Genomic DNA, 26,580 nt, shown 5'->3' on the forward strand with positions numbered 1-26,580 from the left:
AACCTGGCCGCCGCGTGTCATTCAGTCAACCTTATTTTAAGGGCAGGTGAACGACAGTTTAAACGGAATGCTGGTCACTGCGCCGGATGGCGTAGTGACGGTCACGTTGAACGAGGCCTGTGTCGCGTTCTTGCAGTCGGTTGGCTGGGTGCTGGCGATGCGGAACGTGTGGATCGAACCCTGGTTGCCGGCGATGGTGGCGCCGGTGGCGTCGTCGGCGCCGCTGGCGTTGTGGGGCGCAATGTTCGGTACCGTGGCCGGGGATACCCCCGCCGCATTACCGTTGAGCATGCTCGTGATTTCGACGCGCGAACCGGCCGGCATCGGGTTCTGGTTGACGTCGCTGATCTGCAACTGGAACGAGCGGGTCTCTCCGGAACCGACGTGACCCAAGTCGACTTCTGCGCCCGACAGTTTGCTGCCGTTCATATAGAAGACGGCCGTGCTGCCGCTCAGGAACACTGCGGTCCTGGCGGCCAGGGTCTGGCTGCCGTCGGTGGTACTGGCGCAGATGGTCGCCATGCCCGCGCGGGTGATGTCCGGGATGACGGCGTTGCACGCGGTTTTCGGCAGGCCGGGCGTCGGCGTGCGCGGTTCCTGGGCGCGGAAGTCGACCGTGCAGCTGCCATTGACGGTGTTGCAACCGCCCGAGCTGGAGGTGCCGACGGCGCCGACGTTGGTCTGGAACACGATCGGGGTGCCATCCGGGACCAGGTTGCCGTTGGCGTCGCCCAGGCTGACCGTGATGTGGGCGGCCGGCGTGGTGCCCGAGGTGTTGATGGTCAGGCCTTCCACGTTGAAGGTGTCGGTGCCGATCGAGAACGCGCTCTGCACCGGCAGGCCATTGGTGACGACGATCGAGTCCGACAGGGTCGAGATGTCGGTCGGGTTGGCGGCGGTGGCGGTACCCGGCAGGGTCGCCAGCACGCGGAACGAGGTCGGAGTCGTACCCGAGTTGACAGTGGTGCTCACGCTGCCGGTGGCATCGGTGGTGTCGCTGGCCTTGTTGACCGTGACCAGGTTGGTCGACGGCGTGAAGTTGACCTGCTTGCCGGCCAGCGGCGCGCCGGTGTTGTCGACCACTTTATAGACCAGCGTTGCCGTTTCGGTGCGGCCGTTGCCGCCCTGGCCGCGGATTACGATCGCCTGGTTGACCGGGGCCGCGCTGACGAACTGCACCGAGGCGGCGGCCGGCGCCGCGATGTCCAGGGTAGTGGTGACCGACTTGGCGACGCTGTCGGAGGAGGCGGTGACGATGTCGGTGTTGGCGCAACCCTTGTCGCGGTACACGGTCGAAGCGGTGCCGCCGTTGGTGGCGACTGTGCTCGACACCGTCGCCTTGCCGGCCGTGATGCAGGCCGAGCTGAAGTTCACGTTGACTTGCTGGTCGGTGTACTTGGCCGAACCGGAAAGCAGGTCGACCGACAGCACGGTGGTACCGTAGGCTTGCAGCTTGGGTTCCTTGGCGCTCAAGGTACCGAAGCTCAACGCGGTGGCGCCCACCGCATAGTTGCCGGTGCCAGTGACGATGGCGTCGGCCACGGTGGTGCTGGCAGTGACGGCAGCAGCGCCGCCGGCGGCCAGGCTTGCCGCGCGCATGGTCACGGTGGCCACGCCATTGGCGTCGGTCAGGGCGGTGCCCGCACTCGGCGAGAACGTGGCCAGTTTATTATCGGTGGCGAAGGTGACGATCGCGTTCTGGACCGGCTTCTTGTCCTTGTCCAGCACGGTCGCCTTGACCGTCAGCGGGGTGGCGCCGGTCAGGTTGTTACTGCTGGCACCGGTGCTGCTGGTGAAGGCCACGGCAACGGTCGGGGTGGCGGCCGGGACCGTGGTGCCGGTGCCGCCGGGCGTTGCGGTGCCGCCGCCGGCGCCGCCGGTGACGGCGCCCGGATTGCCGCCGCCACCGCCACAGGCGGAAAGCAGCATGGCGGCCAGCAGGGCGGCAACTTGGAATCCGCGGCCTGCGTTCACATTCTGGTGGTTTTTCATCTCAGTCATTTGTTGTTGGTTGTTCTTACGATGGAGCGCCACGCCGTCCCGGCATCAGCGCCCGCCCTGCACCCGTTCGGCGACGATGCGCGGCGTGATGAAGACCAGCAGTTCGGTCTTGGTCGTCGCCCGCGAATTCGTCTTGAACAGGTTCCCCACGACGGGAATATTGCCCAGCACCGGCACCTGGGTGGTGTCGTTGGTTTCGCTCTGCTGGTAGATACCGCCCAGCACCACGGTGCCGCCGTTTTCCACCATCACCTTGGTCTTCACGTGCTGGGTGTTGATGGCCGGGCCGGCGGTGGTGTTCTCGCCGCGCGAATCCTTGGCCACGTCAACGTCCAGCACCACATTGCCGTCCGGCGTCACCTGCGGCGTGACTTCCAGGCGCAGGCTGGCCTTGCGGAAGGCGATCGAGGTCGCGCCGCTGCTGGTGGCCTGCTGGTACGGCAGTTCGACGCCCTGCTCGATCACGGCCGGGATGTTGTCCTCGGTGACCACGCGCGGGCTGGAAATGATCTTGCCCTTGCCGTCGGCTTCCAGCGCCGACAGCTCCAGGTTCAGGAAGCGGTTGGCGGCCGAGGAGAACAGCGAGAACGCGATCGTGCTCGGCGATGCGCCGTTGATGCCGGCGGCCGGCAGGTTGACCAGGGTGCTGTTGGTGGTGGCGTCGGCGGCCGCGGTCTGGCCGGTGACGCTGGTCACGCCGGCCAGGTTGCCGCCGATCGCCACGCGCTGGTTGCCGTTGATCTGGTAGCCGGGGTCGCCGCCGCGGACGCCGCGCAGGTCGGTGAAGCCGAGCTTGGCGCCGAGGTTGCGCGAGAAGCCGTCGTTGGCCTCGACCAGGCGCGCCTCGACCAGCACCTGCTTGGTGGCGACGTCGACCTTCTGGATCAGCTTGCGGATGTCTTCCAGGCGCGCCGCGATGTCGGTCACGAACAGCTGGTTGGTGCGCGGGTCGATGATGGCGCTGCCGCGCTTGGACAGCACGCGGTTGTTGCCGCCGCCGCTGCTGGCACCCGACGCATCCAGGCCGAACACGGTGCGGAAGGCTTCGGCCTTCTGGTAGTTCAGCTGGAAGATCTCGGAGCGCAGCGGTTCCAGGTCGGAGATCTGGGCCTTCTGTTCGAGCTCGATCTTTTCCTTGGTCAGCAGTTCTTCCTTGGGCGCGATCCACAGCACGGTGCCGTTCTTGCGCATGTCCAGGCCCTTTGCCTGCAGCACCACGTCGAGCGCCTGGTCCCACGGCACGTCCTTCAGGCGCAGCGTCAGGTTGCCGCTGACGGAGTCGCTGGTGATGATGTTCAGCCCCGAGATGTCGGCGATCGCCTGCAGCGCCGCGCGCACTTCGACGTTCTGGAAGTTGAACGACAGCTTTTCGCCGCGGTAGCCCTGGGCGCCGTTGCCGCCCGGACGGTTCGGGTCTTCCTTGACCGGCTTGACGTCGATCACGAGCTGGGTGTCGCTCTGGTAGACGCTCTGCTCCCAGGCGCCCTGGGCGTCGATGGTCATGCGCACGTTGTCGCCCTGCGGCGTGGTGGTGATGCGCGACACCGGGGTGCCGAAGTCGCTGACGTCGAGGCGGCGGCGCAGCGTGGCCGGCACGCCGATCTTCAGGAAGTCGACCAGGATCTGGTTGCCGGCCTGGCGCACGTCGACCGCGACCTGGCCGTTGGGCAGGTCGACCACGACGCGGCCTTCGCCGTTGCTGCCGCGGCGGAAGTCGAGGTCGCGCAGGGTCGGGGAAGCGGATCGTGCGCCCGGGGTCCCGGCCGGCGCCGCGGCCACCGGCGTGGCTTGTGCCAGCCCGCCCGAACCTTCGACGGTGACGACCACGGCCTTGCCGTCGATCGCGGCGGCGTAGTTCAGCGCGCGCTTCAGGTTCAGCACCAGGCGCGTGCGTTCGCCGGCCTGCACCACGTTCACGCCGCGCACGTCGCCCACGTTGATGTCCTGGACACTCTTGCCGGTGGCATTCGCGGTGGCGCCGAAGTCGAGCGCGATGCGCGCCGGATTGGTGATCGAAAAGCCGATCGGCAGCCTGGTCGGGGCTTCCTTCATCGCCACCCGGATCACGACGTTGCTGCCCTGCGGGCTGGCGCTGATCGATTCGATCGCGTTGCTCTGTGCGTACGCGGTACCGGCGGCGAACATCAGGCTGCCCAGGAAGGCGCACACCATCATTTTAAAACGGGTCATTTTCCTGTCTCCTTGCTTTGCAGCTCCAGCTTCGCCATGCGCTCGACCCACTCGCCGGCGGCATCCTGCACGACTTCACGGATATCGATGGCGCCATCGCTGACGCGGGTGACGACGCCGAAATTCTGGCCGACGCGCTGGCCGGCCCGGATCTGGTACAACGAACGGTCGATCTGCAGCAGCGCATAGCGGGCGCCGCCCTTTTCCATCGTCCCGACCATGACCATGGTGTCCAGGGGGAATGTTTCGAGGAGTTCGCGCGGGCGCGCCGTATCCGGCTTGTTCGGGTTGTCCGAGACCGCCGCGGCCTTGGCCAGCTCGCCCAGCAGCTTGGTCTGGCTGAACGGGTCGAGCGCCTCCCTGGCGCCGTAGGCGTAGGGAATGAAGGTCTTGGGTTCGGCCAGCGGCTTGACGGTCGGATGGGTCTCGCGCTGGACCTGCGCCATCCAGTCGCGCACTTCGCGCACGTCGCTGTCGCCGCAGCCGGCCAGCAGCACGGCGCTCAGGGCGCCGGCGATCATCGGGGAATACCGGGTCATGCTTCGCCTTCCTTCTTGGCTGCGCCCTTCTTTTTCGCCTTGCGCGCCTTGGCCTGGGCGTCGAGCTCTTCCTGGTCGAGGTAGCGGAAGGTCTTGGCCACCGCTTCCAGCGACAGCGTGCCTTCCTTCTCGGTGCCGAGCGCCAGGTTGTTCAGCGTGACGATGCGCGACATCTTGGCCATGTCGGCCGCGAATTCGCCGATCTCGTGGTAGCCGCCGGTGACCTTGATGTCGATCGGCAGCTCGGCATAGTAATCCTTGACCACCACCGAGCCCGGCTTGAACAGCTCGAACTGCAGGCCGCGGCCGATGCCGGCCTGGTTGATGTCGGACAGCAGCGCATCCATGTCGGCCTTGCTCGGCAGCTGCTTCTCGAGGCGCTCGACGTAGCGGTTGACCTGCTGCTGCTGGGCTTCCAGCGCGTCCAGGTTGATCGCCTGCCCCATCTTGAGCCGGTAGGCGTCGCGCAGCGTGGTTTCCTCGGCCGCCAGGCTGTCCTGCTGTTCGAACTGGCCGCTCCAGTAAAAGAAGTAGCCGAGGCCGAGCACGGCCACCATGACGCCAGCCGCGCACAGGAGGCGCGGCGCCAGCGGCCACAGGCCCGGATGACGGCCCTGCAAGCCCTCGAACTGGGCCGACAGGTCGGCGAATGATTGTTTCAGGTCAATGTTCATGAGTGTGCTCCGGCGCTTGCCGCGGCGCCCGGCCTGGCGGCGCCGGCCTTGTCGTCGTCCGTGGTGCGCGCACGCTTGATCGCCACGCCCAGCAGGAATTCGACGACCCGGCGTCCGCTCTTGCTCTGGGCCAGCGGCACCGCCTTCACTTCGCTCAGCTCGGGGCGCTCCAGCCAGGGCGAATTGCCGGACAGGTTGCGCAGCAGTTCGGCCACCCGTTCCTGCGATTGCGCATAGCCGTTCAGCACCACCTTCTGGCCGTCCTGCTTGAAACTCTTCAGGTAGACGCCGTCCGGCATCTGGCGCACCAGTTCGTCGAGCAGGTAGACCGGCTGGTTGCGGTCGCCCTGCAGGTCCTCGACCGCCTGCTGGCGCGCCTTGAGCGCCTCGATCTCGGATTTCAGGCTGGCGATCTTGCTGATCTTCTTGTCGAGTTCGGCATTCGCTTCCTTCAGCACGGTGTTGCGTTCGTTCTGGGTGGCGATGCGGCTGGCGTTGTAGGCGCCGATCAGCAGCACCAGCGCGGCGCCGGCCAGCGCGCCGAGCGCCATCAGGGCCACGAAGGCTTGCTGCTTCTGCTTGCGCTTGGCTTCCCGGTGGGGAAGCAGGTTAATCCGGATCATCAGCCAAACCTCCGCAGGGCCAGTCCACAGGCGACCAGGTAGGCCGGCGCCTCGTTGCGCAGCTGCTGTTCGCGCACCGACGGGCCGAGCTGCATGCCCCTGAACGGTGCCACCACGGCGCTGGGGATGCGGGTGCGGCTGGCGATGATCTCGAGCAGGCCCGGCACCAGCGCGCAGCCGCCGGCCAGGTAGATCTGGTCGATGCGGGTGTACGGAGTCGAGGTGAAGAAGAACTGGATCGCGCGCGTGACTTCGAGGGCCGCATTTTCCAGGAACGGGGCCAGCAGGTCGGCCGCGTAATTGTCGGGCAAATCGCCGGCCTTCTTGCGCGCTTCCGCCTCCTCGAACGACAGGCCGTAGGCACGGACCACGTCCTGGGTCAGCTGGATGCCGCCGAAGGGCTGCTCGCGCTCGTAGACGGTGTCGCCGTTTTGAAGCACCGAAATGTGGGTCGACTGGGCGCCGATCTGGAACAGGGCCACGATCTGGTCCGGCCCGCTACCCGCCATGCCTTCGATGGCGCGGTGCACGGCGGCGCGCGCCGCGTACGACTCGATGTCCATCACGGTGGCGCTCAAGCCGGCGGCTTCGGCGATCGCGACGCGGTCCTCGACCTTTTCGCGGCGCGCCGCGGCCAGCATGACTTCCATGTCCTCGACCGAGTTGGCGGCCGGGCCGATCACGTCGAAGTCGAGGCTTACCTCGTCCAGCGCAAACGGGATATACTGGCTCGCCTCCGACTCGACCTGCACTTCGAGCTGGTCTTCCGGCAGCCCGGCGGGCAGGATGATTTTCTTGGTGATGACGGCGGCCGGCGGCATGCCGAGCGCGACGTGGCGGACCTTGGTCCCGCTTTTCTTCCAGACGCGCAGGACCGCATCCGACACCGATTCGATGTTTTCGATGTTACCGTCGACGACGGCGCCGCGCGGCAGCGGCTCGGAAGCGTAACGCTCCAGGCGCAGCACACCCTTGCCGGCGTCGGCCAACTCCACCAGGCGCACGCCGGATGTGCTGATGTCGAGCCCGACCAATGGCGGGCTGGACTGTCCGAACAAGGAACCTAGACTGATCACGAACGTACTCCCTTTTGCTGCTGCTATGCGTTCTAACGTAGAACGGCTGTGGAAAACCCCGGCTGCCGAGGTTTGCTTTTGAACGCCCGCGAAGGGGAAATCGTTGAATAACCTGATGGTTGGTATGAGGTAGTCAGGCACTGCCCACAAATCGTAGCAATACTAGTGACTACAGACAAGAAATTTCTACACGGGAATATAGTGCAACGAAGCATGAAAACGACACTTGGTTTTCGAGCTTGATGGATCGATATTGCAAGCCTTTTCACACCTGTTGTGCTCTTGTCCAGTCGTGTTTCCAGACCGGCACTGACTTATAATGAATCTGATCCATACAGCGAACCCTACCTCCGCATGAAAGCTTCTCGAACCGGGGCGTCCGCTCCGCCGCCGCACGATCGGCACCCGCCCAAACGACACTCGCCCAAGCGCATCCTCTTCACCCTGCTGGCCGGTGTGGCCGGCCTCGCCGTGTGCGGCGTGCTGGTGGTGGTGTTCGCCCTGGCCATGGCCTATCCGAACCTGCCCGCACTCGATACCCTGACCGACTACCGTCCGAAGATGCCGCTGCGCATTTTTACCGCCGATAACGTCCTGATCGGCGAATTCGGCGAGGAACGCCGTACCCTGGTCCACTTCAAGGACATCCCGGACGTCATGAAGAAGGCCGTGCTGGCGATCGAAGACACCGGCTTCTACGAGCACGGCGGCGTCGACTACCTGGGCATCGTGCGCGCGGCCGTGCACAACGCCACCGGCGGCGCGCGCCAGGGCGCCTCCACCATCACCCAGCAGGTGGCGCGCAACTTCTTCCTGTCGAGCGAACAGACCCTCAAGCGCAAGGCCTACGAAGCGCTGCTGGCCTGGAAGATCGAGAAGAACCTGACCAAGGACCAGATCCTCGAGGTCTACATGAACCAGATCTACCTGGGCCAGCGCGCCTTCGGCTTCTCGTCGGCGGCCCAGATTTATTTTGGCAAGGACCTGAAGGACATCACGGTGGCGGAAGCGGCGATGCTGGCCGGCCTGCCGAAAGCGCCCTCGGCCTACAACCCGGTGGTCAATCCGAAGCGCGCGCGCATGCGCCAGCAGTACATCCTGCAGCGCATGCACGACCTGCGCTACATCACCGACGCCCAGTACGCCGAAGCCAAGGATGAACAACTCAAGATCAAGACCGACAGCACCGCCTTCGGCGTGCATGCCGAATACGTGGCCGAAATGGCGCGCCAGCTGGTCTACGAACAGTTCAAGGAAGACACCTATACGCGCGGCCTGAACGTGTTCACCACCATCACCAAGGCCGACCAGGACGCCGCCTACCTGGCGCTGCGCCGCGGCGTGATGGACTACGAGCGCCGCCACACCTACCGCGGCCCGGAAAAATACATCGAGATCCCTAAAACGAAGGCCGACGCCGACGAAGCCATCGAAGCCGAGCTGGCCGAGCACCCGGATTCGGACGACATCGTCGCCGCCATCGTGCTGCAGGCGGCGCCGAGCGGCGTCACCGCGGTGCTGGCCTCGGGCGAGGAAATCCGGATCCAGGGCAGCGGCCTGTCCTTCGCCCAGGGCTGGCTGTCGCCGAAAGCGGCCGAGACCCGCCGCATCCGCCGCGGCGCCGTGATCCGCGTCAGCCAGGACGGCGGCTCGTCCTGGAACATCACGCAGTTGCCGGAAGTGGAATCGGCCTTCGTCGCGGTCGATCCGTCCGACGGCCAGATCCGCGCGCTGGTGGGCGGCTTCGACTACAACCGCAGCAAGTTCAACCACGTCACGCAGGCCTGGCGCCAGCCGGGTTCCTCGTTCAAGCCGTTCATTTATTCGGCATCGCTGGAGCGCGGCTTCTCGCCGGCCACCCTGATCAACGACGCCCCGATCTCCTTCGACGCCGGCTCGACCGGCGGCCAGGCCTGGGAGCCGAAGAACTACGACGCCAAGTACGAAGGCCCGATGACGATGCGGCGCGGCCTGACCAAGTCGAAGAACATGATCTCGATCCGCATCCTGAACAAGATCGGCGCCCGCTACGGCCAGGAATATGCGACCCGCTTCGGCTTCGACGCCGACAAGAACCCGCCCTACCTGACGCTGGCGCTGGGCGCGGGCGCGACCACGCCGCTGCAGATGTCGGGCGCCTATTCCGTGTTCGCCAACGGCGGCTACCGCATCAGTCCTTACCTGATTTCCAAGGTGACCGATGCCGACGGCAAGGTGCTGTCGGAAGCGCGTCCGGAACGCGCCGGCGTCGAAGCCAACCGCGTGATCGACGAGCGCAACGCCTACCTGATGGACAGCATGCTGCGCGACGTGGCGCGCTACGGCACCGCGGCCAAGGCCCAGGCCACCCTCAAGCGCCCCGACATCGGCGGCAAGACCGGCACCACCAACGATTCGATGGATGCCTGGTTCGCCGGCTACACGCCGCACCTGGTCGGCATCGCCTGGATGGGCTACGACCAGCCGCGCAACCTCGGCAACAAGGAAACCGGCGGCGGCCTGGCGCTGCCGATCTGGATCGGCTTCATGCAGAAGGCGTTGAAGGGCGTGCCGGTCGAGGAGCGCACCGTGCCGGGCGGGCTGGTGCAGTACGGCGACGAGTACTACTACGCCGAAAATCCGCCGGGCACGGGCGTGCAGTCGCTGGACGTGGGTACGCCGTCGCCGCAGGGCGAGCAAAAGACGCGCGATGCCGTGCGTAACGAGCTGTTCTAGGCCTCACGCGCACACAGGGCGGATGGCAAGCGCCGTCCGCCAGCATTATTCTCCACCGGTGCCCGACACCACGTTCCGCCGCTTCATGCACCTTTCCCCTGTTTTCATGCATGCCGAATGGCAGGCTTCGTCATGCAATGCCCCTGATGGCCAGGCATGTGGTTTTTATGACAATCGTGCCCGGCATGTATTTACACAGATACTGTCTTGGTTAAAATGACACCACCATAAGAATCGTCTGATGCCATGGGAAAAAATCCTAGGCACAGATAAAGATGCCAAGGGGTGTCCATGTCCGATGTCTTGCTGCACAAGCATGCCTTCAGGCTGCTTGCGGTGCCTCTCATGCTTGCCATATCGGCTTGCTCGACCGTGATGAATCCCTACCTGGACACCGGCCAGGCCGCCAACAGGCCGGCCTGCGCGAGCACGCAGACCTGTACGCCGCGCGAGCGCTTCATCGCGGTCCGGAATGCGGCCGAAGCGGCCCAGGACCGGGCTCGCACAGGCTATGTCGAACGCGCGCGCATCAACTCGTGGAGCTCGGCACTCGCCCTGCCGCTGACCGGCGCGCTGCTGTATGGCGGGGCGACCCGCTCGTCCGAGGGCGCGCGCAAGGGCCTTCTCGGGCTGGGGCTGGCCGTGGCCTCGGGGTACGAAGCACGCAATATCCTGTTGTCGGGTTCGCCGGAAGGCGTCTACATGCTGGCCGAGGTGCGTCTTGCCTGCGTGGTGGACGAAGCCTACAAATATAACCTGGCGCCGGTGAGCGGCGGCTGCGAAGGACGGCAAACTGCGCTGGCGGAGCAGATCAAGGCGGTCCAGAAACTCAAGCCGACAGCGGAAATGAGCGTCAAGCGCGACGCCTACCTGGCAAGGGCCAACGGCGCGCTGACCCAGTACGAGCAACTCGACCAGACGATTTCGGCCGCCGCCGACCATATGCAGGCGGCGACGCGTACGATCGTTGCCGATAGCAACTTCCAGATCAAGACCGCCAGCCTCTCGCCCAGCGCCGCCACCGCGCTGCTGAAGTCCGAGCTGGCCGTCATCAACCCCGGCAGCAAACTGGATCCGAGCAAGGCCGGTTCGCCCACAGGCGACGACGACACCACCCCGGACAAGGATGTCATCGACGCGCTGAACCTTCTGGTGGACCGTCTCGGTGAATTCGCCCAGGCCTGCGTCAAGCCGCAGCCAAGCTCGCCGGCCGCGTTCGACGCCTGCACCACCTATTCGCCGGCGGTGCCGCCGGCGCCGACGCTGACGACCACGCTGCCCGCCAACGCCTTCGAGATGTCGCCGGGCGCCACCGTCAGCTTCACCGTCACCAGCAAGCCGAGCGGCACACCCTGGGCCGATTTCAGCGGCGACGTCGCCAGCGCGACGGCCGCACTGGGCCGCCCGCAGATCGTCACGCTGACGCCGACACAATCGCAAATCACCCTGAGCTATGCGAAGGCGGTGTCCAAGGAAACCACGGTCGTGCTGAGCCTGACCACGCTCGGCGTGGCCGGCAACGTGCTGCCCCTGACCATCACACTCATGCCGGATGCGGCGCCCACGGATGCCGGCAAGGCGACGGCAATGGCCGTGACGACGCGCGACCAGAAATTCGACCGCCTGAAAGGCGATGCTTGCTTGATGGGGATACTGAAGGTGCCCGATCCCTACAAACCGGACGACATCAAGGAAAAGCTGGCAATGCAGTGGCGCAACACTGCGTCGGGCGAACCGACCGACGAGCAGCTGACCTCCGACGTCTTCATCGGCAAGCTGAAGGCCAGTCCCACGCTCAATCCGGGCAAGTGCAACTGAACCATGGTCAATCCCATCAAGATCTGGAACCGGGCCGTGCCCAACATGGTCGGCACCGTCAGCTGTCTGGTCAGGTGGCGGAACCAGTACGCGGTGCTCGGGGTGGCGCACGTGCTGACGCCCACCTGCCTCGGCACCAGTCCATCCGCCCGTCCCATCGTGGAATGCGGCGTGAGTCCGGTGTCCGAAATCGGCGTGATCGGCAATTGGAACTTGGCGGTCAGCAATAACGGCATGCCCCGAGACAGCTCAACGGATGCGGCGGTGGCCACGATCGACAGCGATACAGCCGCGAAACTGGTACGTCAGCAGGATTTCCTGCCCAGCGGCATACGAAGAACGCCGCTGACGGCGGACGAGCCCCTGTTCTTCACCGGCGCGGCCAGCGGGACGTCGCATACGACGGTGCTTCACGACGCCAACGCACAGGCGCCTTTCGGGTACTTCGTCTATGAATTGGGAAAAGTCCGCCCAGCAAGGACCGTGAATGTGATGCTGCACGGGTTGATACAGACCGACAGACGGAACGCAGTCCGCGGCGACAGCGGTTCCCTGCTGCGCGACGAACGCGGCCAGGCGATCGGGATCCTGGTCGGCATGGACCGGGATGAGACTTATTGTTATTTTTCGCCGCTCGGCCCCATCCTCGGCGACTTCGCGGCCGAACTGGTGACGCAGGACGATCCACTGTCGAAACAGATGAGGGTCGCCTAGGATGCCGAGCACCGTGGATTTCATCGTCAGCATGGTGCTGGTCTTCGCCGTGTTCGCCGTGCTGGTCAGCACGTTTACCGAGATATGGCATACCGTGCGCAACCAGCGCGCCCGCTGCCTGTGGGCCGGCGTCGCGCGCATGCTGGGAGACGACGCCGCCGGGCGCCAGATCGTCGACGACCTGAAACGGCATCCGGCGCTGTGCGCCATGGCAAGCGGCGACAAGGACCTGGCGTCCTACCTGCCTTCGCAGCTTTTTGCGGCCGCGCTGGTCGATGTGCTGATGGCGATGCCGGCCCAGTCCCGTTCCGAACCGCATGGCCTTGGCGACGCGATCGCGGCGGCGGTCCAGGAAAGCGACCAGGCCGGCGCGGTGCTGGGGTTCCTGTGGCGGCGTGCCGGTGCCGACCCGGCGCTGTTCCAGCAGCAGGTCGCGGCCTATTTCGACCAGTTGATGGACCGGGTCAGCGGTTGGTACAAGCGCGGCAGTGCGCGGCGCTGTTTCCTGGCCGGCCTGCTGTGCGCCATCGCATTCAACATCGATGCCGTGCATCTGGCCAGGGCGCTCTGGAACGATCCCCACCTGGCACAGGCTTATGCTGCCAATGGCGAACGGACGCTGCTCGCGTACTCGCAGGATGGCGGCGCCGGGCCAGCGGCGGATCCGAACAGGGTGGTCCAGGCGGGGCTGGCCATGGAGTTGCCGATCGGCTGGCCGGCGAAGTGGTACCAGGAACGGCAAGGACAAGAGCGTGGCGTGCCGCTGTCGGAGTACGTCTGGACAGCGCTCGGGTTTCTCATCATGGCCTGCGCCTGCCTGATCGGCGCGCCGCTCTGGTTCCAGTTGCTCGCCGCCTTGATGCCGCTCAGGATGGCGGGCAAGGTGCCTGCGCGTGCGGCACCGCCGCAGGAGTTGCCCGACGCCGTGCCGGCACCCACCGCGCCACCGGTGGGCAGCAGCAGCGGCGACGAAGCCTTGAATTACATCGAGCACAAGCTGGTCCGGAACGGCGACGTCGACGTGCTCCAGCGCGCCCTGGGCGTCAAGGAAACGGGTGGCTTCGATACCGCCACCCGCAGTGCGATCGATCGCCGCCAAGGCGAATTCGGCTTCGAAAGAACCGGCCAGGTGACGCGCATGTTCCTCAAAAAACTGGGCATCGACGACCTGGCCGCGAAGCCATGACGCGCCTGCCGCGCCGTATCAGCCCAGCTTGACCGGCGCCCCGCCCTGCTGGCTGGCGAAGTCCGACAGCGCGGTGAAGAATTCGCTGTCGTCGCGCGTGTTGCGCCATTCGTCGCCGACGCGCTTGTAGTGGAAGCCGCCGGCGCGCGCCGCGATCCACATCTCCTGCAGCGGCGCCTGGCTGTTGACGATGATTTTCGAACCATTGTCGACGAACTCGATTTCGAGCACGTTGCCATTCCGCTTGCATTCGACGTCGACGACATCCTGCTCGAACAGGCGGTCGAACGCTTGCTCGATCCGGTCCAGGGTGGACTCGGCGAGGTCCAAAAATTCGGTTTCGGTCATGCTACACTCCAAGGTCTGCTAATCAAACCGTGATTCTAATCGTGAAGTCCTCATTTGCGCTGCCTGCCGCTCTGGCAACCCTGCTGACGCTGTCCGCCTGCGGCCAGACCGGTCCGCTGTACATGCCCAAGCCGCCGAAGCACAAGGGTGCCGCGCCCGCCGGTCCGGCCGCACCGGCGCCGGCGCCGGCCACCATCGCCGTGCCGCCAGCACCGGCCGCGGGCACCGCCGTGCCGGCCGCCGAGTCGAACGCCAACAACACCCAGGCCACGATGCCGCCGTCTTCCGTTCCTGCTTCCCAATAAGTTCCCATCGCCATGTCGCATTTCTCGTACCAGAACGGCGTGCTGCACGCCGAAAGCGTTGCCCTGTCCGATATCGCCACCCGGTTCGGCACCCCGGCCTACGTCTATTCCAAAGCCCAGCTGCTGGAAAACTTCACCGGCTATGCCGCCCCGGCCAAGGGTCGCGATGCACTGGTCTGCTATGCGATGAAGGCCAATTCGAACCTGGCCATCCTCGACCTGCTGGCGCGCGAAGGCGCCGGCTTCGACATCGTCTCGGGCGGCGAACTGCTGCGCGTGATCGCCGCCGGCGGCGACCCGGGCAAGGTGATCTTCTCGGGCGTGGGCAAGACCGTGCAGGAAATCGAGCTGGCGCTGGAAGAGGGCATCCTGTGCTTCAACGTCGAGTCGATCCCCGAGCTGGACCGCATCAACGAAGTCGCCGGCCGCCTCGGCAAGCGCGCGCCGGTATCGCTGCGCGTGAATCCGAACGTCGACGCCAAGACCCACCCGTACATCGCGACCGGCCTGAAGGCCAGCAAGTTCGGCGTGGCGTTCTCGGATGCGCTGGCCACCTACCGCAGCGCCGCCGCCCTTCCGCACCTGGACGTGGTCGGCATCGATTGCCACATCGGCTCGCAACTGCTGGACGATGCGCCGCTGCTGGAAGCGCTGGATAAACTGATCGAGCTGATCGACACCCTGGCGCTGGAAGGCATCCATTTGCACCACCTCGACGTTGGCGGCGGCCTGGGCATCGACTACGGCAGCGCCGATGGCCAGCCGGTGCCGATCGGCGATTACGTCAGCCGCGTGTTCGCGCGCGTGGACGCCTGGCGCGCCGCAAAATACGACGGCAAGCCGATCAAGGTGATCTTCGAGCCGGGCCGTTCGATCGTCGGCAATGCCGGCGTGCTCTTGATGTCGGTCGAGTTCCTGAAGCCGGGCGAAGAAAAGAACTTCTGCGTGGTCGACGCCGCCATGAACGACATGGCGCGTCCGGCCATGTACCAGGCCTGGATGGACGTCAAGCCGGTCGTGCCGCGCGAAGGCGATGCCCCGGTCTACGACCTGGTCGGTCCGGTATGCGAATCGGGCGACTGGCTGGCGCGCGACCGCGCCCTTGCCGTGCAGCCGGGCGACGTGCTGGCGATGATGGCGGCCGGCGCCTACGGCTTCACCATGTCCTCGAACTACAACACGCGCGGCCGCGCCGCCGAGCTGCTGGTCGACGGCGACAAGGTGCACCTGATCCGCCGCCGCGAGACGCCGGCAGAGCTGTTTGCGCTGGAAACGCTGGTCAAATAAAACGCCGCTGAAGTCCCCTTCGCGCTTGCGTGAATGATAATATTTCCGGAAAGATACTCCGGAGGTTGTTCATGCAAGCGCACTATCCTGCCGATTCCCCCACCCTGCCCGTCCCGGCATCGCCGCGCACCGGTGCCCGCCGTATTACGCTGGGGCTGCTGCAAGGCCTGTTTCTCTATATTCTGTACCGCGCCACCCAGCAACAGGTGTGGCCGGCCACCTCGCCCCTGGCGTTCGCGCCGATGCTGCTGGCCGGGCTGTACGTGCCGCTGATCGCGATCTCGGGACTGGGCCACATGGACCGGCGCCGCCTTGCGCTGTGGGTCGGCAGCGCCGCCGTGCTGCTGGCCGGCCTGGCCTGCTACGACGCCTGGCGCGTGGCCGACCTGCCGCTGTGGCGCGACACGGTGCCGGGGCCGTCCCCACTGCGCCGCTCCGCCGAGCCCTCGGCCGCCCTGCTGTTCTACGGCGCCGCCGGCCTGTTCATCGCCCATGCGCTGGTCCTGGCCGCCGTGCGCGACGGGCGCCGCATCGCCACCTATCCCACCCACTTCGACATCGCCTGGAAGCTCGGCGTGCAGATCGCCTTCAGCGTGCTGTTCACCGGCGTCACCTGGCTGGTGCTGCTGCTCGGCGCCCAGCTGTTCGAGCTGGTGAAGCTGCATTTCCTGAGCCGGATCATGCACGAAGCCTGGTTCGGCATCCCGGTCACTGCCTTCGCATTCGCCTGCGCCATGCACCTGACCGACGTGCGTCCGGCCATCGTGCGCGGCATCCGCGGGCTGCTGCTGGTGCTGCTGTCCTGGCTGCTGCCGGTGACGGTGCTGCTGGTCGGCGGTTTCCTGGCGGCGCTGCCCTTCACCGGCTTGGCGCCGCTGTGGAGCACGCGCCATGCGGCGGCAGTGCTGCTGTGCGCGGCGGCCGCCTTCGTGATCCTCATCAACGCCGCCTGGCAACAGGGCGGCGACGGCAAGGACGTCGCGCGCGTGGTGCGGGTGGCGGCGCGTATTGCGGCCCTGCTGCTGGCACCGCTGGTGCTGATCGCCGCCTATGCGCTATTGCTGCGCGTGCGTGACTACGGCTGGACCGGCGACCGTGTCGCTGCCGCCGCCTGCATCCTGGTGGCCGCCTGCTATGCGGCCGGCTATTTCCGCGCCGGTTTGCGGCCCGGCTGGCTGCCAGCGCTGGCGAAGGTGAACATCGCGGCCGCCTTCGTGGTCATCGGCGTGCTGCTGGCCTTGTTCTCGCCGCTGCTCGATCCGGCGCGCATCTCGGTCGGCAGCCAGGTGGCACGCCTGGGCACCGGCCAGGTCAAGGCCGACAAGTTCGACTTTGCCTTCCTGCGCTTCGACGGCGCGCGCTTCGGACGTGCCGCGCTGGACCGGCTCGAACGCGAGGCGGCCGGTGCCGATGCCGCACTGGTACGCGCGCGCATTGCCGCGGCGCGCGCACTGCATTACCGTGGCGAGACGCCAAAGCAGGCAGCGCCGACGGCACTCGACCTGGCGGCCAACCTGCGCATGCGCAGCCCGCAGGCCGCGCTGCCCGACAGCTTCCTGCGCACCGACTGGAGCCGCAAGCCGAGGATGCACCAGTATCCGGATTGCCTGCGCAGGCGCGGCACCCGGTGCGACGTCTACATGCTGGACCTGAACGGCGACGGCAGGCTCGAGGTGCTGGTGGTCGGCAACCGCGGCCTGGAGTCGGTCGTGATCGGAGAAGATGCGCAGGGACAATGGAGTGCGCTGGCCACCGTCGCCTTCGACGCGGCGCCCTGCGACAGCCTGCTGCAGGGCCTGGCCGCCGGCCAGGTGCGCGCGGTGGCGCCGGTCCTCAGCGATATCGAGATCGGCGGTTTGCACGGCCGGCTGTCGCCATTCTCACCGGTGGCGGGCTGCAAGCCGTCAGGCGCTGCGCCCTATCCCGTACAGGGCGACTAATCCCGCCCGCGCGAGCGGTCTTCCGGCCAGGCCTGCGACGCGCAGGCCGCGGCCTGCTCGGACCAGCGGCCGTCGAGGTCGAGGCAGCGGTCGACCGCCAGGGAATAGCGGCCGCGCGAACCCGCCAGCACCAGCACGAGCACCAGGACCACCAGCAGCAGGATCGCTCCGATCGGCTTCATCACGTCAGGACCTCGCCGAAGACGTGGTGGCCTGGCGGGTGCGGTTCCAGCTCCAGAACACCCGCAGGCCGAGCAGCATGGCCACCACGCAGCCCCAGACGATCGGCTGCTCGAAATTGTGCTTGCCCGCCTTCATCCACCAGTAGTGCAGGATCGCCAGCGGCGCGATCGCGTAGATCAGCTTGTGCAGGCGCGCCCAGTTGCGCCCCAAACGCTTGATCATGGCCTGGGTGCTGGTGGCGGCCAGCGGGATCAGGAGCACGAAAGCGATGAAGCCGACCGTGATGAAGGGCCGCTTGAGCACGTCGCGCCACATCGCCGCCAGGTCGAAGAAATGGTCGAACCACAGGAAAGCCAGGAAGTGCAGGAAGGCGTAGAAGAAGGTGTACAAACCCAGCATGCGCCGCAGGCGCACCAGCCAGTTCCAGCCGGTGAAGCGGCGCAGCGGCGTCACGGCGAGCGTGGCGCACAGCAGGTACAGCGCCCAGTCGCCGCTGCCGTGGGTGATGAATTCGACCGGGTCGACCGGCACCTGCATGGCAACCAGCGCGGCGATGCGCAGGAAAGGCAGCAGCGCCAGAACGAAGACCAGCGCCTTGATCGCCTTCAGTTGCTTGGGTGTCGGATTGAAAGCCGCCATGAATGAATGCTTTTAATAGAACTTCTTGAGATCCATGCCAGTGTACAGCGAGGCGACCTCGTTGTAGCCATTGAACATCAGGGTCTTGCGCTTGGGCGTGAACAGGCCGCCTTCGCCGATGCGGCGCTCGGTCGCCTGTGACCAGCGCGGGTGGTCGACGTTCGGGTTGACGTTCGAATAGAAACCGTATTCGTTGGCAGCGATGCCGTTCCAGGCGGTCTTTGGCTGGTCTTTCACGAAACGGATGCGGACGATCGACTTGGCCGACTTGAAACCGTACTTCCAAGGCACGACGATGCGCACCGGGGCGCCGTTCTGGTTGGGCAGCACCTGGCCGTACATGCCGACCGTGAGCAGGGTCAGGGGATGCATGGCTTCGTCCATGCGCAAGCCTTCGACGTAGGGCCAGTCGAGCACGCGGCTCTTGACGCCCGGCATCTGGGCGCGGTCGGCCAGGGTGACGAATTCGACGTACTTGGCGTTGCCGGTCGGCTCGACCTGTTTGATCAGGTTGGACAGCGAATAGCCGACCCAGGGGATCACCATCGACCAGCCTTCGACGCAGCGCAGGCGGTACACGCGCTCTTCCAGCGGCGCCAGCCTGGTCAGCCGGTCGATGTCGATCGTCATCGGCTTCTTGACTTCGCCGTCGATCTGTACCGTCCACGGCCGCGTGCGCAGCGTGTGCGCATTCTCGGCCGGATCGGATTTGTCGGTGCCGAACTCGTAGTAATTGTTGTAGTGGGTGGCGTCGTTGAACGAGGTCTGGTTTTCGTTCGTCGAGAAGCCGGCGTTGCGCGTGGCCGCCAGCTTGGGCAGGGCCGCACCCTGGGCAAACGCTTCGCGATTGGCCATTTCCCACAGCGAAGAGCCGACCACGGCGGTGGCCGCCACGCGCGCCAGGAAGGCGCGCCGCTCTTCGTACACCGCTTGCGGCGTGATTTCAGATGAGAACGGCAAATCGATGCCGTTTGGATTACGTTTGATCAACATGGCGGTTCCTGCCTGCGCTAAATGACGCGTTTCGCGTCCGACATGTCAACCTTACACTATCCGCCACGACTAGGCCGGTCCGGTACACATTCCTACAGCTTGCCGTAGGAATGCAGGCCCGACAGGAACATGTTCACGCCCAGGAAAGCGAAGGTCGTCACCACCAGGCCCACCAGCGCCCACCATGCCGCCGGGCGCCCGCGCAGGCCGGACATGAGGCGCATGTGCAGCCAGGCCGCGTAGTTGAGCCAGACGATGAGTGCCCAGGTTTCCTTCGGGTCCCACGACCAGTAGCCGCCCCAGGCCTCGGCCGCCCACAGCGCGCCCAGGATGGTGGCCACCGTGAAGAAGGCGAAGCCGACCGAGATCGACTTGTACATGACGTCGTCCAGCACCTCCAGCGACGGCAGGCGGTCGGCGAGAATACCGTGCGACTTCAGCAGATAGGCCGAGCCGACCATCGCCGCCAGCGCGAAGGTGCCGTAGCCGATAAAGTTGGCCGGTACGTGGATCTTCATCCACCAGCTCTGCAGCGCCGGCACCAGCGGCTGGATCTCGGCGGCGTCGCGCGCCACCGTGTACCACAGCAGGAAGCCGACCGCGGCCGAGATCACCAGCAGCACGAAGGGTCCCAGCTGGCGGGTGGCGTAGCGCTGCTCGTAGTACAGGTAGAACAGCGCGGTGATCATCGAGAACAGGATGAACACTTCGTACAGGTTCGACACCGGGATGTGGCCAACGTCGGCGCCGACCAGGTAGGACTCGTACCAGCGCACCATCATGCCGGTGAAGCCGAGCACCACCGCCGCCCAGCACAGCTTGGAGCCGACGCTGCCGCCGAAAGGCGAGCGCGCCACCAAACCGATCCAGTAGAACACGGTCGAGAACACGAACAGCGCGCTCATCCACAGGATCGCGGACTGGCTCGACAGCATGTACTTGAGGAAGAATTTCTGGTTGGCGGCATCCAGCGCCCCGCCGTACAGCGACACCGCCCACAGCGCCAGCACGGCGATCAGCGGCATCAGCCAGCGCACCGGCTTCCAGCCCCAGCCCAGCAGTGCAAAGGTCGGCGCGGCCAGCACCAGGATCGCCTGTTCGTAGACGTCCATGAAGTGACCGAAGCGCTGCAGCGCGAACAGGCTGGCGGCCAGCAAGCCGGCGCCGAACAGCCAGTCGAGCGCCGTCAGGCGCCTGAAGAAGCCTTGCGGGCGGGCGTATTTTTCCGCCGCCTTGAGGGCCGCGCTTGCTTGCGATGCGGGTGACATATCCATTCTCTTCTCCACTTACGCCGATTGCGGTAGGACTGTTTTCAAATCTTCGAACTCGCGCTCGAAATCGAGCGTCTTGCGCTGGGTGCTCATCGCCATCATGGCATGGGCGCCGCCCTGGTCGTCGCCGCGCACCCAGACCCAGATGCGGCGCTCGCGGATGTAGAACATCGCAAAGATGCCCAGCACCAGCAGCAGGCAGCCGAGGTAGACGACTTTCTTGCCCGGCGAGCGCGTCACCTGCAGCCCGGACGCTTTCACCTCGGTGAATTCGTCGAGCGCCAGGTAGACCGGCGCGCCATAGAAAAAGCTGTCCGACAGCGCGTTGGTCGCCAGCTGCAGGAAGCGGCCGTGGGCTTCGGTCGGCTCGGCCGGTCCCTCGCCGGCACGTGCCCGCGCTGCCTGCCACAGTTCCCACAGGGCGCCGTTGAGCATCTTCATGAACACGTTGGCGGCCTTTTCCTGCTCGGCCTTGGGGATGCGTTCCAGGAACTTCGATACGCCCATAAAGCCGCCCTCGCCCTGCCCCTCGTCGCCGGCGAACAGGCCCAGGGTCTTGGCCGCCGACTCCTGCAGCTGGGCCGCCAGGGCGGCATTCGCATTCGGCTGGGGCAGCGCGCGCTCGGCATAGCGGCGCGCCGCTTCCTGGCGCAGTGCCGGATCGGCCAGCGCGGCGCGCAGGCGCATCCATTCGCGTACGCCGTGCTGGTCGTCGGCCGGGATGCGCAGGTAGCTGAAGGCATCGGACGGATTGTTGCGCACGCCGGCCAGGTAGACCTGCGCGCCCTCCAGCGTCACCGGCTGCATGTAGTTCAGGAATTCGCGCGCCTGGCCGGTCTTGTCGCGCAGCTTGTATTGCACGCTGGGGCCGACGTTTTTCAGGTCCTTGTTGTTGGCATTCTTGGCGGCCGAGCCCGAGTGCTGGGACAGCGCCTGGGCAAACTGTTCATCGAAGGATTGCGTCTTGCTGACCTTGCGCAGGTCGCCCTCGGTATTCATGTTCTCGACGTTGAACGGACGGAAGCCGGACCACTCGACCGTGTATTCGTTGCCGCTGCCCTTCAGGGTCGTCGTACTGTTGACCTCACCGTCGATGGCGAAAGTGGCGTCGCCGGTGCCGGTCATCGGGTAGCCGGTGAGCTTCAGCTTGCTGCCGCCGTCGTCGACGCCGGACTGGTAGACCGCCACGCCGCGGTAGATCAGCGGCTCGTTGACGCGGATCTTGGCCGGGAAGGTCTTGCCGGTCTCGTGGTCGCGGATCGTGACTTCGCTCGAGAACAGCTTGGGCATGCCGGTCGAGTAAAAGTCGATGATGAACTTGTTCAGCGTGATCGTGAACGGCAGGTCCTGCAGCAGGATGCCGTCGGCGCGCGGGATCACGACGGTATTGCTGGACTTGCCTTCGGCGATGTTGGTGGTGCCGCGGAAGCTGGGATTGCTTAGACCGAGCCGGTTGCGCGTCGTCAGTTCACCGCTGGTATAGGGCGTCTTGCCCATGAACCATTCCTGGAAACGGATCGGGAGGTTCGAATCGAGCAGGCCGCCGAGCAGGATCACGATGATCGCCGTGTGCGCAAAGATGTAGCCGAACTTGTTGCCGGCGCCCTTCTTGGCCGCCACCAGCACGCCGCCGGCTTTATCTACCAGTTTGACGCGGTAGCCGGCATTGCCGAGGCGCTGGGCGGTCTGGGTGGCCAGCGGCACCGCGGCCAGGCCGGAGGTCCATTCCGTCTTGTGGTGGAAATTGCGCAACGATTCTTCGCGCACGCTGTCGCGCCAGCTGCGCATGTCGCGCAGCATGCGCGGCGCATTGCGCGTCACGCACAGCGCGGTCGAGACGATCAATACCGCCAGGATCAGCAGGAACCACCAGGCCGAGTACACGCTGTACAGGCCGATCCTGTCGAACACCGTGGCCCAGAACGGACCGAACTGGTTGATGTAGTCGGGCGTAGGCTGGTCCTGCTTCATGACGGTGCCGATGATGGCGGCGATCGCGATCATCATCAGCAAGGCGATGGCAAAACGCATCGACGACACCAGTTCGACCGCCTCGGCCAAACCGCGGCGCCGCGTTTTCAATTCAATTCCGGTGGTGCTCATCGATGGCTGCTTCTTTCAGTTGCGACATTCTGGCGCGAGGATACAGTAAAAAGGGCAGCCTGCCAGTATGCAGCTGCCCTTTCCGCCGGCGCCTTTCGTGGCAGAAGTCTACTTCAAGCCGGCGATATAGTCGGCCACTGCCTTCATTTCCTCGTCCGACATGCGCTTGGACAGCGTGACCATCTGCACGCTGTTGTTGCGCGCGCCGGTCTTGAACGCCTGCAGCTGGGCGACGGTGTAGTCCTGGTGCTGGCCGGCGAGGCGCGGGTACTGGATCGGGATGCCGGATCCGGTGGCGCCGTGGCAGCTGGAGCAGGCGGCCACGCCGCGCTCGGCGATGCCGCCGCGGTAGATCTTGCGGCCCATGTCCAGGGCATCCTTGTTGCGCGCCGCACCGCCCTTCGGCTGCTGGGTGGCGAGCCAGGCGGCGATGTTCTTCTTTTCGTCCTCGGACAGCATCTTGGCGTAGGTCGTCATCACCGGCTGGTTGCGGTTGGGCGTGGTGAAATCGACCAGCTGCTTGTGGATGTAGCTCTCGCTCTGGCCGGACAGCTTGGGATTGGCGACGATGGTCGAATTGCCGCCGGCGCCGTGGCAGGACACGCAGGCCGGCAGGCCGCGCGCGTTGTCGCCCGTATCGTAGAGGGAACCGCCCTTGGCCGGATCGAGTTTCGGGACGGCCGCCGGGGCATGGGCTGCGTCCGCCGCCAGGGCATTGGCGGCGAAGAGGGTCAACAAGGAGGTCACGAATGCCGCACGCGCGGCCGGTAAGAACACACGATTCATTCAAGCACCCTGAAAAAGTCAAATCTATGAAGAACTTGCAGTTACAGTGCGGCGGCCATGCTCGTGCCCCGGGCGCGCAGCGCCAGGTAACTCCCTATTGTACAATAGCTTGCTTTCCAGACCGCTTTTTTAGTTGTCTTTTCAGCTTCATTTTCGTTTCCTCCGCTCATTTCGATCGCCCCCATGTCCAAACTCTGGCAAGCCCGCTTCTTCACGACCGTCAACCAGCTGCGGGATCTTCCCAAGACGCAGGTGCCGGAAATCGCCTTCGCCGGCCGGTCCAATGCGGGCAAATCGACGGCGATCAACATTCTCACCAACCAGAAGGGCCTGGCCTTCGCGTCCAAGACGCCGGGCCGCACCCAGCACATCAACTTCTTCTCGATCGGCGGCGCCCACGTGGCGATGCACCGCAAGGACCCGACCAAGGTCGAGGAGATCCGTGCACTGCTGGTCGACCTGCCCGGCTACGGTTATGCCGAAGTGTCCGGCGACGCCAAGCTGCACTGGCAAAAGCTGCTGGGCGACTACGTGCAGCGGCGCGACCAGCTGGCCGCGCTGGTCCTGATCATGGACTCGCGCCGCCCGTTCACCGACCTGGACGTGCAGATGCTGGAATGGTTCGCCCCGACCGGCAAGCCGATCCACTGCATCCTGACCAAGGTCGACAAGCTGAACCGCAACGAATCGGTCAACGTGCTGCGCCAGGCAAAACAGATCCTCGACAGCTACGTCGACGAGGACGGCGAAGGCTTCCCGTTCACGGTGCAGCTGTTCTCGGCGCTCAAGCGCGTGGGCATCGAGGAAGCGAACGACAAGATCATCGAATTGCTGGGTTTGCAAGATTCGTTGCATGACGACGAAGCCGGCGAAGAACACACCGGAGACGACACCGCGGCCCCGGGACCGGACGACGACCAGTCCGGCCAGGCCGATTGACCATCCACAAGGACATCTCATGCCGATCATTACCCCCAATGCCTACCCCGCCGTCCGCATGCGCCGCATGCGCCGCGACCCCTTCTCGCGCGCGCTGATGCGCGAAAACACCGTCACCGCGTCCGACCTGATCTACCCGGTCTTCATCCTCGACGGCGAGAACCAGCGCCAGCAGGTCGCCTCGATGCCGGGCGTGGAGCGTGTTTCCGTCGATCTGCTGCTGAAAGTGGCCGAGGAAGCCGTCAGCCTGGGCATCCCGGTGCTGGCCCTGTTCCCGGTCATCGACGCCGCGCTGAAGACTTATGACGGCGTCGAAGCCACCAACCCGGAAGGCCTGATCCCGCGTGCGGTCAAGGCGCTCAAGCGCGAATTCCCGCAGCTCGGCCTGATGACCGACGTCGCGCTCGACCCCTACACCACCCACGGCCAGGACGGCTTGCCGGACGAGAACGGCTACATCGTCAACGAAAAGACGATCGAGATGCTGATCCGCCAGGCGATGGCCCAGGCCGAAGCCGGGGTCGACATCGTGGCGCCGTCGGACATGATGGACGGCCGCATCGGCGCGATCCGCGTGGCGCTGGAAGAACAGAACCTGATCCATACCCGTATCATGGCCTACTCGGCCAAGTACGCATCGGCCTACTACGGCCCGTTCCGCGACGCGGTCGGCTCCGCCGCCAACCTGGGCAAGGCCGACAAGAACACCTACCAGATGGACCCGGCCAACACCGACGAAGCCCTGCGCGAAGTGGCGCTGGACATCGCCGAAGGCGCCGACATGGTCATGGTCAAGCCCGGCATGCCCTACCTGGACGTGGTGCGTCGTGTAAAAGACGAGTTCAAGGTGCCGACCTTTGCCTACCAGGTCAGCGGCGAGTATGCGATGCTGCAGGCGGCGTTCCAGAACGGCTGGCTGGACAAGGACAAGATCATCATGGAGACCATGATGTCGTTCAAGCGGGCTGGGGCGGATGGGGTGCTGACCTATTTTGCGCTGGATGTAGCGCGCCGCTTGAAGGCTGGGGCTTGATCCCGGTTTTGCTCAGCTAATAAAAAACCGCGCCGGGTGCGCGGTTTTTTACGTTATCGGTACGCGGCGAACTTGGGCCCCTGCCTTCGCAGGGGCGACGTGCTGAGGGAGCTGGCCACAATGGCTTGACCTAGCTGTTTGCCGCAAGACCGTCGCCCCTGCGAAGGCAGGGGCCCAAGTTGCACGCCGGCCAGCTACCTTATTTAGCCACCCCTACGCGGCGGCTTGTACTCCGGGAACATCTCCTTGAACAGGAAATCCATCAATTCCTGGGTATCCTGCGGCCGCGCCGACAAGGTCACCACCCGGTTCAGGCGATGCGAATCCCATTCGAAGTCGCCGGTCTTTTCCTTGCGGATCAGCTCGATCATCTTCTTGACGATCGCGGTCTCGATGTCCGGATCGCCGCCGCGCTCGACCGTCACGGCGGTCAGCCAGCGGCGCTTGAAGTTCGGGTTCCAGCCGCGGAACTTGACGTCGGCGCTGTTGAAGGTCTTGTTGCTGACGCTGAACACGCCGCCGGTTTCGTTCGGGTCCTGGCCGCCGCGGCCATTGATGGCGCCGATGTTGGCGAGCGCATTGCGCATGCCCTTGGCCGACTGGCTTTCCTCGGTGGAGTCGCTCTGGCTCGGTGCGCCGCGCGCCTTGCGCTTGGCATCGATGTAGGCCTGCATGTCGGTGACTTCCGGCTCCACCTTGGCCACTTCCTTCGGTGGCGGCGGGGTGTCCTCGACCGGCTTTTCCTTCGGCAGCGTGATCGTGTTCGGCAGGCGTTTGACCTGGGTCACGCGCGGCGGCGTCACCCTGCTCGGTGCGGACGGCTTCGCCGCCTTCTGGGCCGGTTCGGCCTTCGGCTTCGGCGTCGGTTTGCTGGGCGCCAGCGGCGGCAGCCAGACGATGGCTTCGCCGGACCTGGCGGCGGCATGCTGCGGCTTGACCTTGGGCTGGAAATACCAGATCGCGACCAGCAGCACGTGCACCGCGATGGCGACGATCAGGCCGTAGCGGCGGTTGCCGTCCTGCTCGCCGTAAGCGATCACCTTCCGTCCGGGCAGGGGTTGGCCGCAATGTGCGCAGACATCGCTGTCGTCCAGTGGGCTGTGGGAATGGTCACGCAAGATCGTCGAAATATTAGGAAAAACGGCAAAATGGGGCAGTCCAGTGCGGCAGTCTAACCTGTTTGACTTCCCGGCGCACGCTTGTTGGACCTTTGCCAA

General features: G+C 65.5%; 24 protein-coding genes. 9 read left to right on the forward strand and 15 right to left on the reverse strand.

The genetic code is table 11. From position 1 onward, the window contains the following. Positions 1-36 precede the first annotated feature (36 nt). From FBX97_RS19710 to FBX97_RS19735, 6 genes are read right to left on the reverse strand one after another with little or no spacing between them, the layout of a single operon-like run. Positions 37-2,001, reverse strand: coding sequence for an Ig-like domain-containing protein (locus FBX97_RS19710; RefSeq protein WP_141835552.1), 1,965 nt, complete (start codon positions 1,999-2,001; stop codon positions 37-39). Between the two features lie 45 nt (positions 2,002-2,046). After that, positions 2,047-4,191 (reverse strand): type IV pilus secretin PilQ, encoded by a 2,145-nt coding sequence (gene pilQ / locus FBX97_RS19715; protein ID WP_370457296.1) that lies wholly within the window; start codon positions 4,189-4,191, stop codon positions 2,047-2,049. Continuing rightward, positions 4,188-4,730, reverse strand: coding sequence for a pilus assembly protein PilP (locus tag FBX97_RS19720; RefSeq protein WP_141835555.1), 543 nt, complete (start codon positions 4,728-4,730; stop codon positions 4,188-4,190). Before FBX97_RS19720 ends, pilQ begins: the two co-directional genes overlap by 4 nt. Continuing rightward, complete coding sequence (locus FBX97_RS19725) at positions 4,727-5,404, reverse strand: type 4a pilus biogenesis protein PilO (RefSeq protein WP_141835559.1); 678 nt, start codon at positions 5,402-5,404, stop codon at positions 4,727-4,729. Before FBX97_RS19725 ends, FBX97_RS19720 begins: the two co-directional genes overlap by 4 nt. Then, positions 5,401-6,027 carry a PilN domain-containing protein gene (locus tag FBX97_RS19730; RefSeq protein WP_141835562.1) on the reverse strand — a complete coding sequence of 209 codons (627 nt, stop codon included), beginning with the start codon at positions 6,025-6,027 and terminating at the stop codon, positions 5,401-5,403. Before FBX97_RS19730 ends, FBX97_RS19725 begins: the two co-directional genes overlap by 4 nt. Next, positions 6,027-7,103, reverse strand: a complete 1,077-nt coding sequence (locus FBX97_RS19735; RefSeq protein ID WP_141835565.1) for a pilus assembly protein PilM — start codon at positions 7,101-7,103, stop codon at positions 6,027-6,029. Before FBX97_RS19735 ends, FBX97_RS19730 begins: the two co-directional genes overlap by 1 nt. Positions 7,104-7,457: 354 nt before the next feature. Here FBX97_RS19735 and FBX97_RS19740 point away from each other — a divergent pair, with 354 nt between their 5' ends. From FBX97_RS19740 to FBX97_RS19755, 4 genes are all read left to right on the forward strand, one after another. Then, positions 7,458-9,818 (forward strand): penicillin-binding protein 1A, encoded by a 2,361-nt coding sequence (locus FBX97_RS19740; protein WP_141835568.1) that lies wholly within the window; start codon positions 7,458-7,460, stop codon positions 9,816-9,818. A gap of 345 nt (positions 9,819-10,163) precedes the next feature. After that, positions 10,164-11,636: a hypothetical protein gene (locus FBX97_RS19745; RefSeq protein WP_141835571.1), complete on the forward strand. Its 1,473-nt coding sequence runs from the start codon at positions 10,164-10,166 to the stop codon at positions 11,634-11,636. 3 nt (positions 11,637-11,639) lie between these two features. Continuing rightward, the gene (locus FBX97_RS19750) at positions 11,640-12,350 is read left to right on the forward strand and encodes a hypothetical protein (RefSeq protein WP_141835574.1); all 711 of its coding nucleotides are present in this window, start codon (positions 11,640-11,642) and stop codon (positions 12,348-12,350) included. Position 12,351: 1 nt separating this feature from the next. Further along, positions 12,352-13,536, forward strand: a complete 1,185-nt coding sequence (locus tag FBX97_RS19755; protein WP_141835577.1) for a hypothetical protein — start codon at positions 12,352-12,354, stop codon at positions 13,534-13,536. A gap of 18 nt (positions 13,537-13,554) precedes the next feature. Here FBX97_RS19755 and cyaY read toward each other — a convergent pair whose 3' ends face one another. Further along, complete coding sequence (gene cyaY, locus FBX97_RS19760) at positions 13,555-13,884, reverse strand: iron donor protein CyaY (protein WP_141835580.1); 330 nt, start codon at positions 13,882-13,884, stop codon at positions 13,555-13,557. 41 nt (positions 13,885-13,925) lie between these two features. Here cyaY and FBX97_RS19765 point away from each other — a divergent pair, with 41 nt between their 5' ends. From FBX97_RS19765 to FBX97_RS19775, 3 genes are all read left to right on the forward strand, one after another. Continuing rightward, entirely contained in the window at positions 13,926-14,189 is a 264-nt protein-coding gene (locus FBX97_RS19765; protein WP_221631847.1) for a lipoprotein, read from the forward strand. Between the two features lie 12 nt (positions 14,190-14,201). Further along, positions 14,202-15,476: a diaminopimelate decarboxylase gene (lysA, locus tag FBX97_RS19770; protein WP_141835586.1), complete on the forward strand. Its 1,275-nt coding sequence runs from the start codon at positions 14,202-14,204 to the stop codon at positions 15,474-15,476. Between the two features lie 71 nt (positions 15,477-15,547). Continuing rightward, positions 15,548-17,416: a DUF4153 domain-containing protein gene (locus FBX97_RS19775; protein WP_141835588.1), complete on the forward strand. Its 1,869-nt coding sequence runs from the start codon at positions 15,548-15,550 to the stop codon at positions 17,414-17,416. Here FBX97_RS19775 and FBX97_RS19780 read toward each other — a convergent pair. From FBX97_RS19780 to FBX97_RS29655, 7 genes are all read right to left on the reverse strand, one after another. After that, positions 17,413-17,598: a hypothetical protein gene (locus tag FBX97_RS19780; RefSeq protein ID WP_141835591.1), complete on the reverse strand. Its 186-nt coding sequence runs from the start codon at positions 17,596-17,598 to the stop codon at positions 17,413-17,415. The two genes, FBX97_RS19775 and FBX97_RS19780, sit on opposite strands and share 4 nt — an antisense overlap. A gap of 4 nt (positions 17,599-17,602) precedes the next feature. Continuing rightward, a complete protein-coding gene (locus FBX97_RS19785; protein WP_141835594.1) occupies positions 17,603-18,238 on the reverse strand; it encodes a sulfite oxidase heme-binding subunit YedZ in 636 nt (211 codons plus the stop codon). A gap of 12 nt (positions 18,239-18,250) precedes the next feature. Then, positions 18,251-19,231, reverse strand: a complete 981-nt coding sequence (gene msrP, locus FBX97_RS19790; protein ID WP_141835598.1) for a protein-methionine-sulfoxide reductase catalytic subunit MsrP — start codon at positions 19,229-19,231, stop codon at positions 18,251-18,253. A gap of 92 nt (positions 19,232-19,323) precedes the next feature. Continuing rightward, positions 19,324-20,505, reverse strand: a complete 1,182-nt coding sequence (gene ccsB / locus FBX97_RS19795; protein WP_141835602.1) for a c-type cytochrome biogenesis protein CcsB — start codon at positions 20,503-20,505, stop codon at positions 19,324-19,326. Positions 20,506-20,517: 12 nt separating this feature from the next. Next, positions 20,518-22,605 (reverse strand): cytochrome c biogenesis protein ResB, encoded by a 2,088-nt coding sequence (locus FBX97_RS19800; RefSeq protein ID WP_141835605.1) that lies wholly within the window; start codon positions 22,603-22,605, stop codon positions 20,518-20,520. 108 nt (positions 22,606-22,713) lie between these two features. Next, positions 22,714-23,391, reverse strand: coding sequence for a cytochrome c (locus FBX97_RS19805; protein WP_141835608.1), 678 nt, complete (start codon positions 23,389-23,391; stop codon positions 22,714-22,716). A gap of 41 nt (positions 23,392-23,432) precedes the next feature. Next, complete coding sequence (locus FBX97_RS29655) at positions 23,433-23,576, reverse strand: hypothetical protein (protein ID WP_185748667.1); 144 nt, start codon at positions 23,574-23,576, stop codon at positions 23,433-23,435. Here FBX97_RS29655 and yihA point away from each other — a divergent pair. After that, positions 23,575-24,330 (forward strand): ribosome biogenesis GTP-binding protein YihA/YsxC, encoded by a 756-nt coding sequence (gene yihA / locus FBX97_RS19810; protein ID WP_141835611.1) that lies wholly within the window; start codon positions 23,575-23,577, stop codon positions 24,328-24,330. The genes FBX97_RS29655 and yihA overlap by 2 nt on opposite strands. Positions 24,331-24,349: 19 nt before the next feature. Then, positions 24,350-25,363 carry a porphobilinogen synthase gene (hemB, locus tag FBX97_RS19815; RefSeq protein WP_141835614.1) on the forward strand — a complete coding sequence of 338 codons (1,014 nt, stop codon included), beginning with the start codon at positions 24,350-24,352 and terminating at the stop codon, positions 25,361-25,363. Between the two features lie 203 nt (positions 25,364-25,566). Here hemB and FBX97_RS19820 read toward each other — a convergent pair whose 3' ends face one another. Next, positions 25,567-26,403: a hypothetical protein gene (locus tag FBX97_RS19820; RefSeq protein WP_255517560.1), complete on the reverse strand. Its 837-nt coding sequence runs from the start codon at positions 26,401-26,403 to the stop codon at positions 25,567-25,569. Positions 26,404-26,580: the final 177 nt, after the last annotated feature.

Source organism: Herbaspirillum sp. SJZ107 (assembly GCF_006715485.1).
Classification (GTDB): Bacteria; Pseudomonadota; Gammaproteobacteria; order Burkholderiales; family Burkholderiaceae_D; genus Telluria.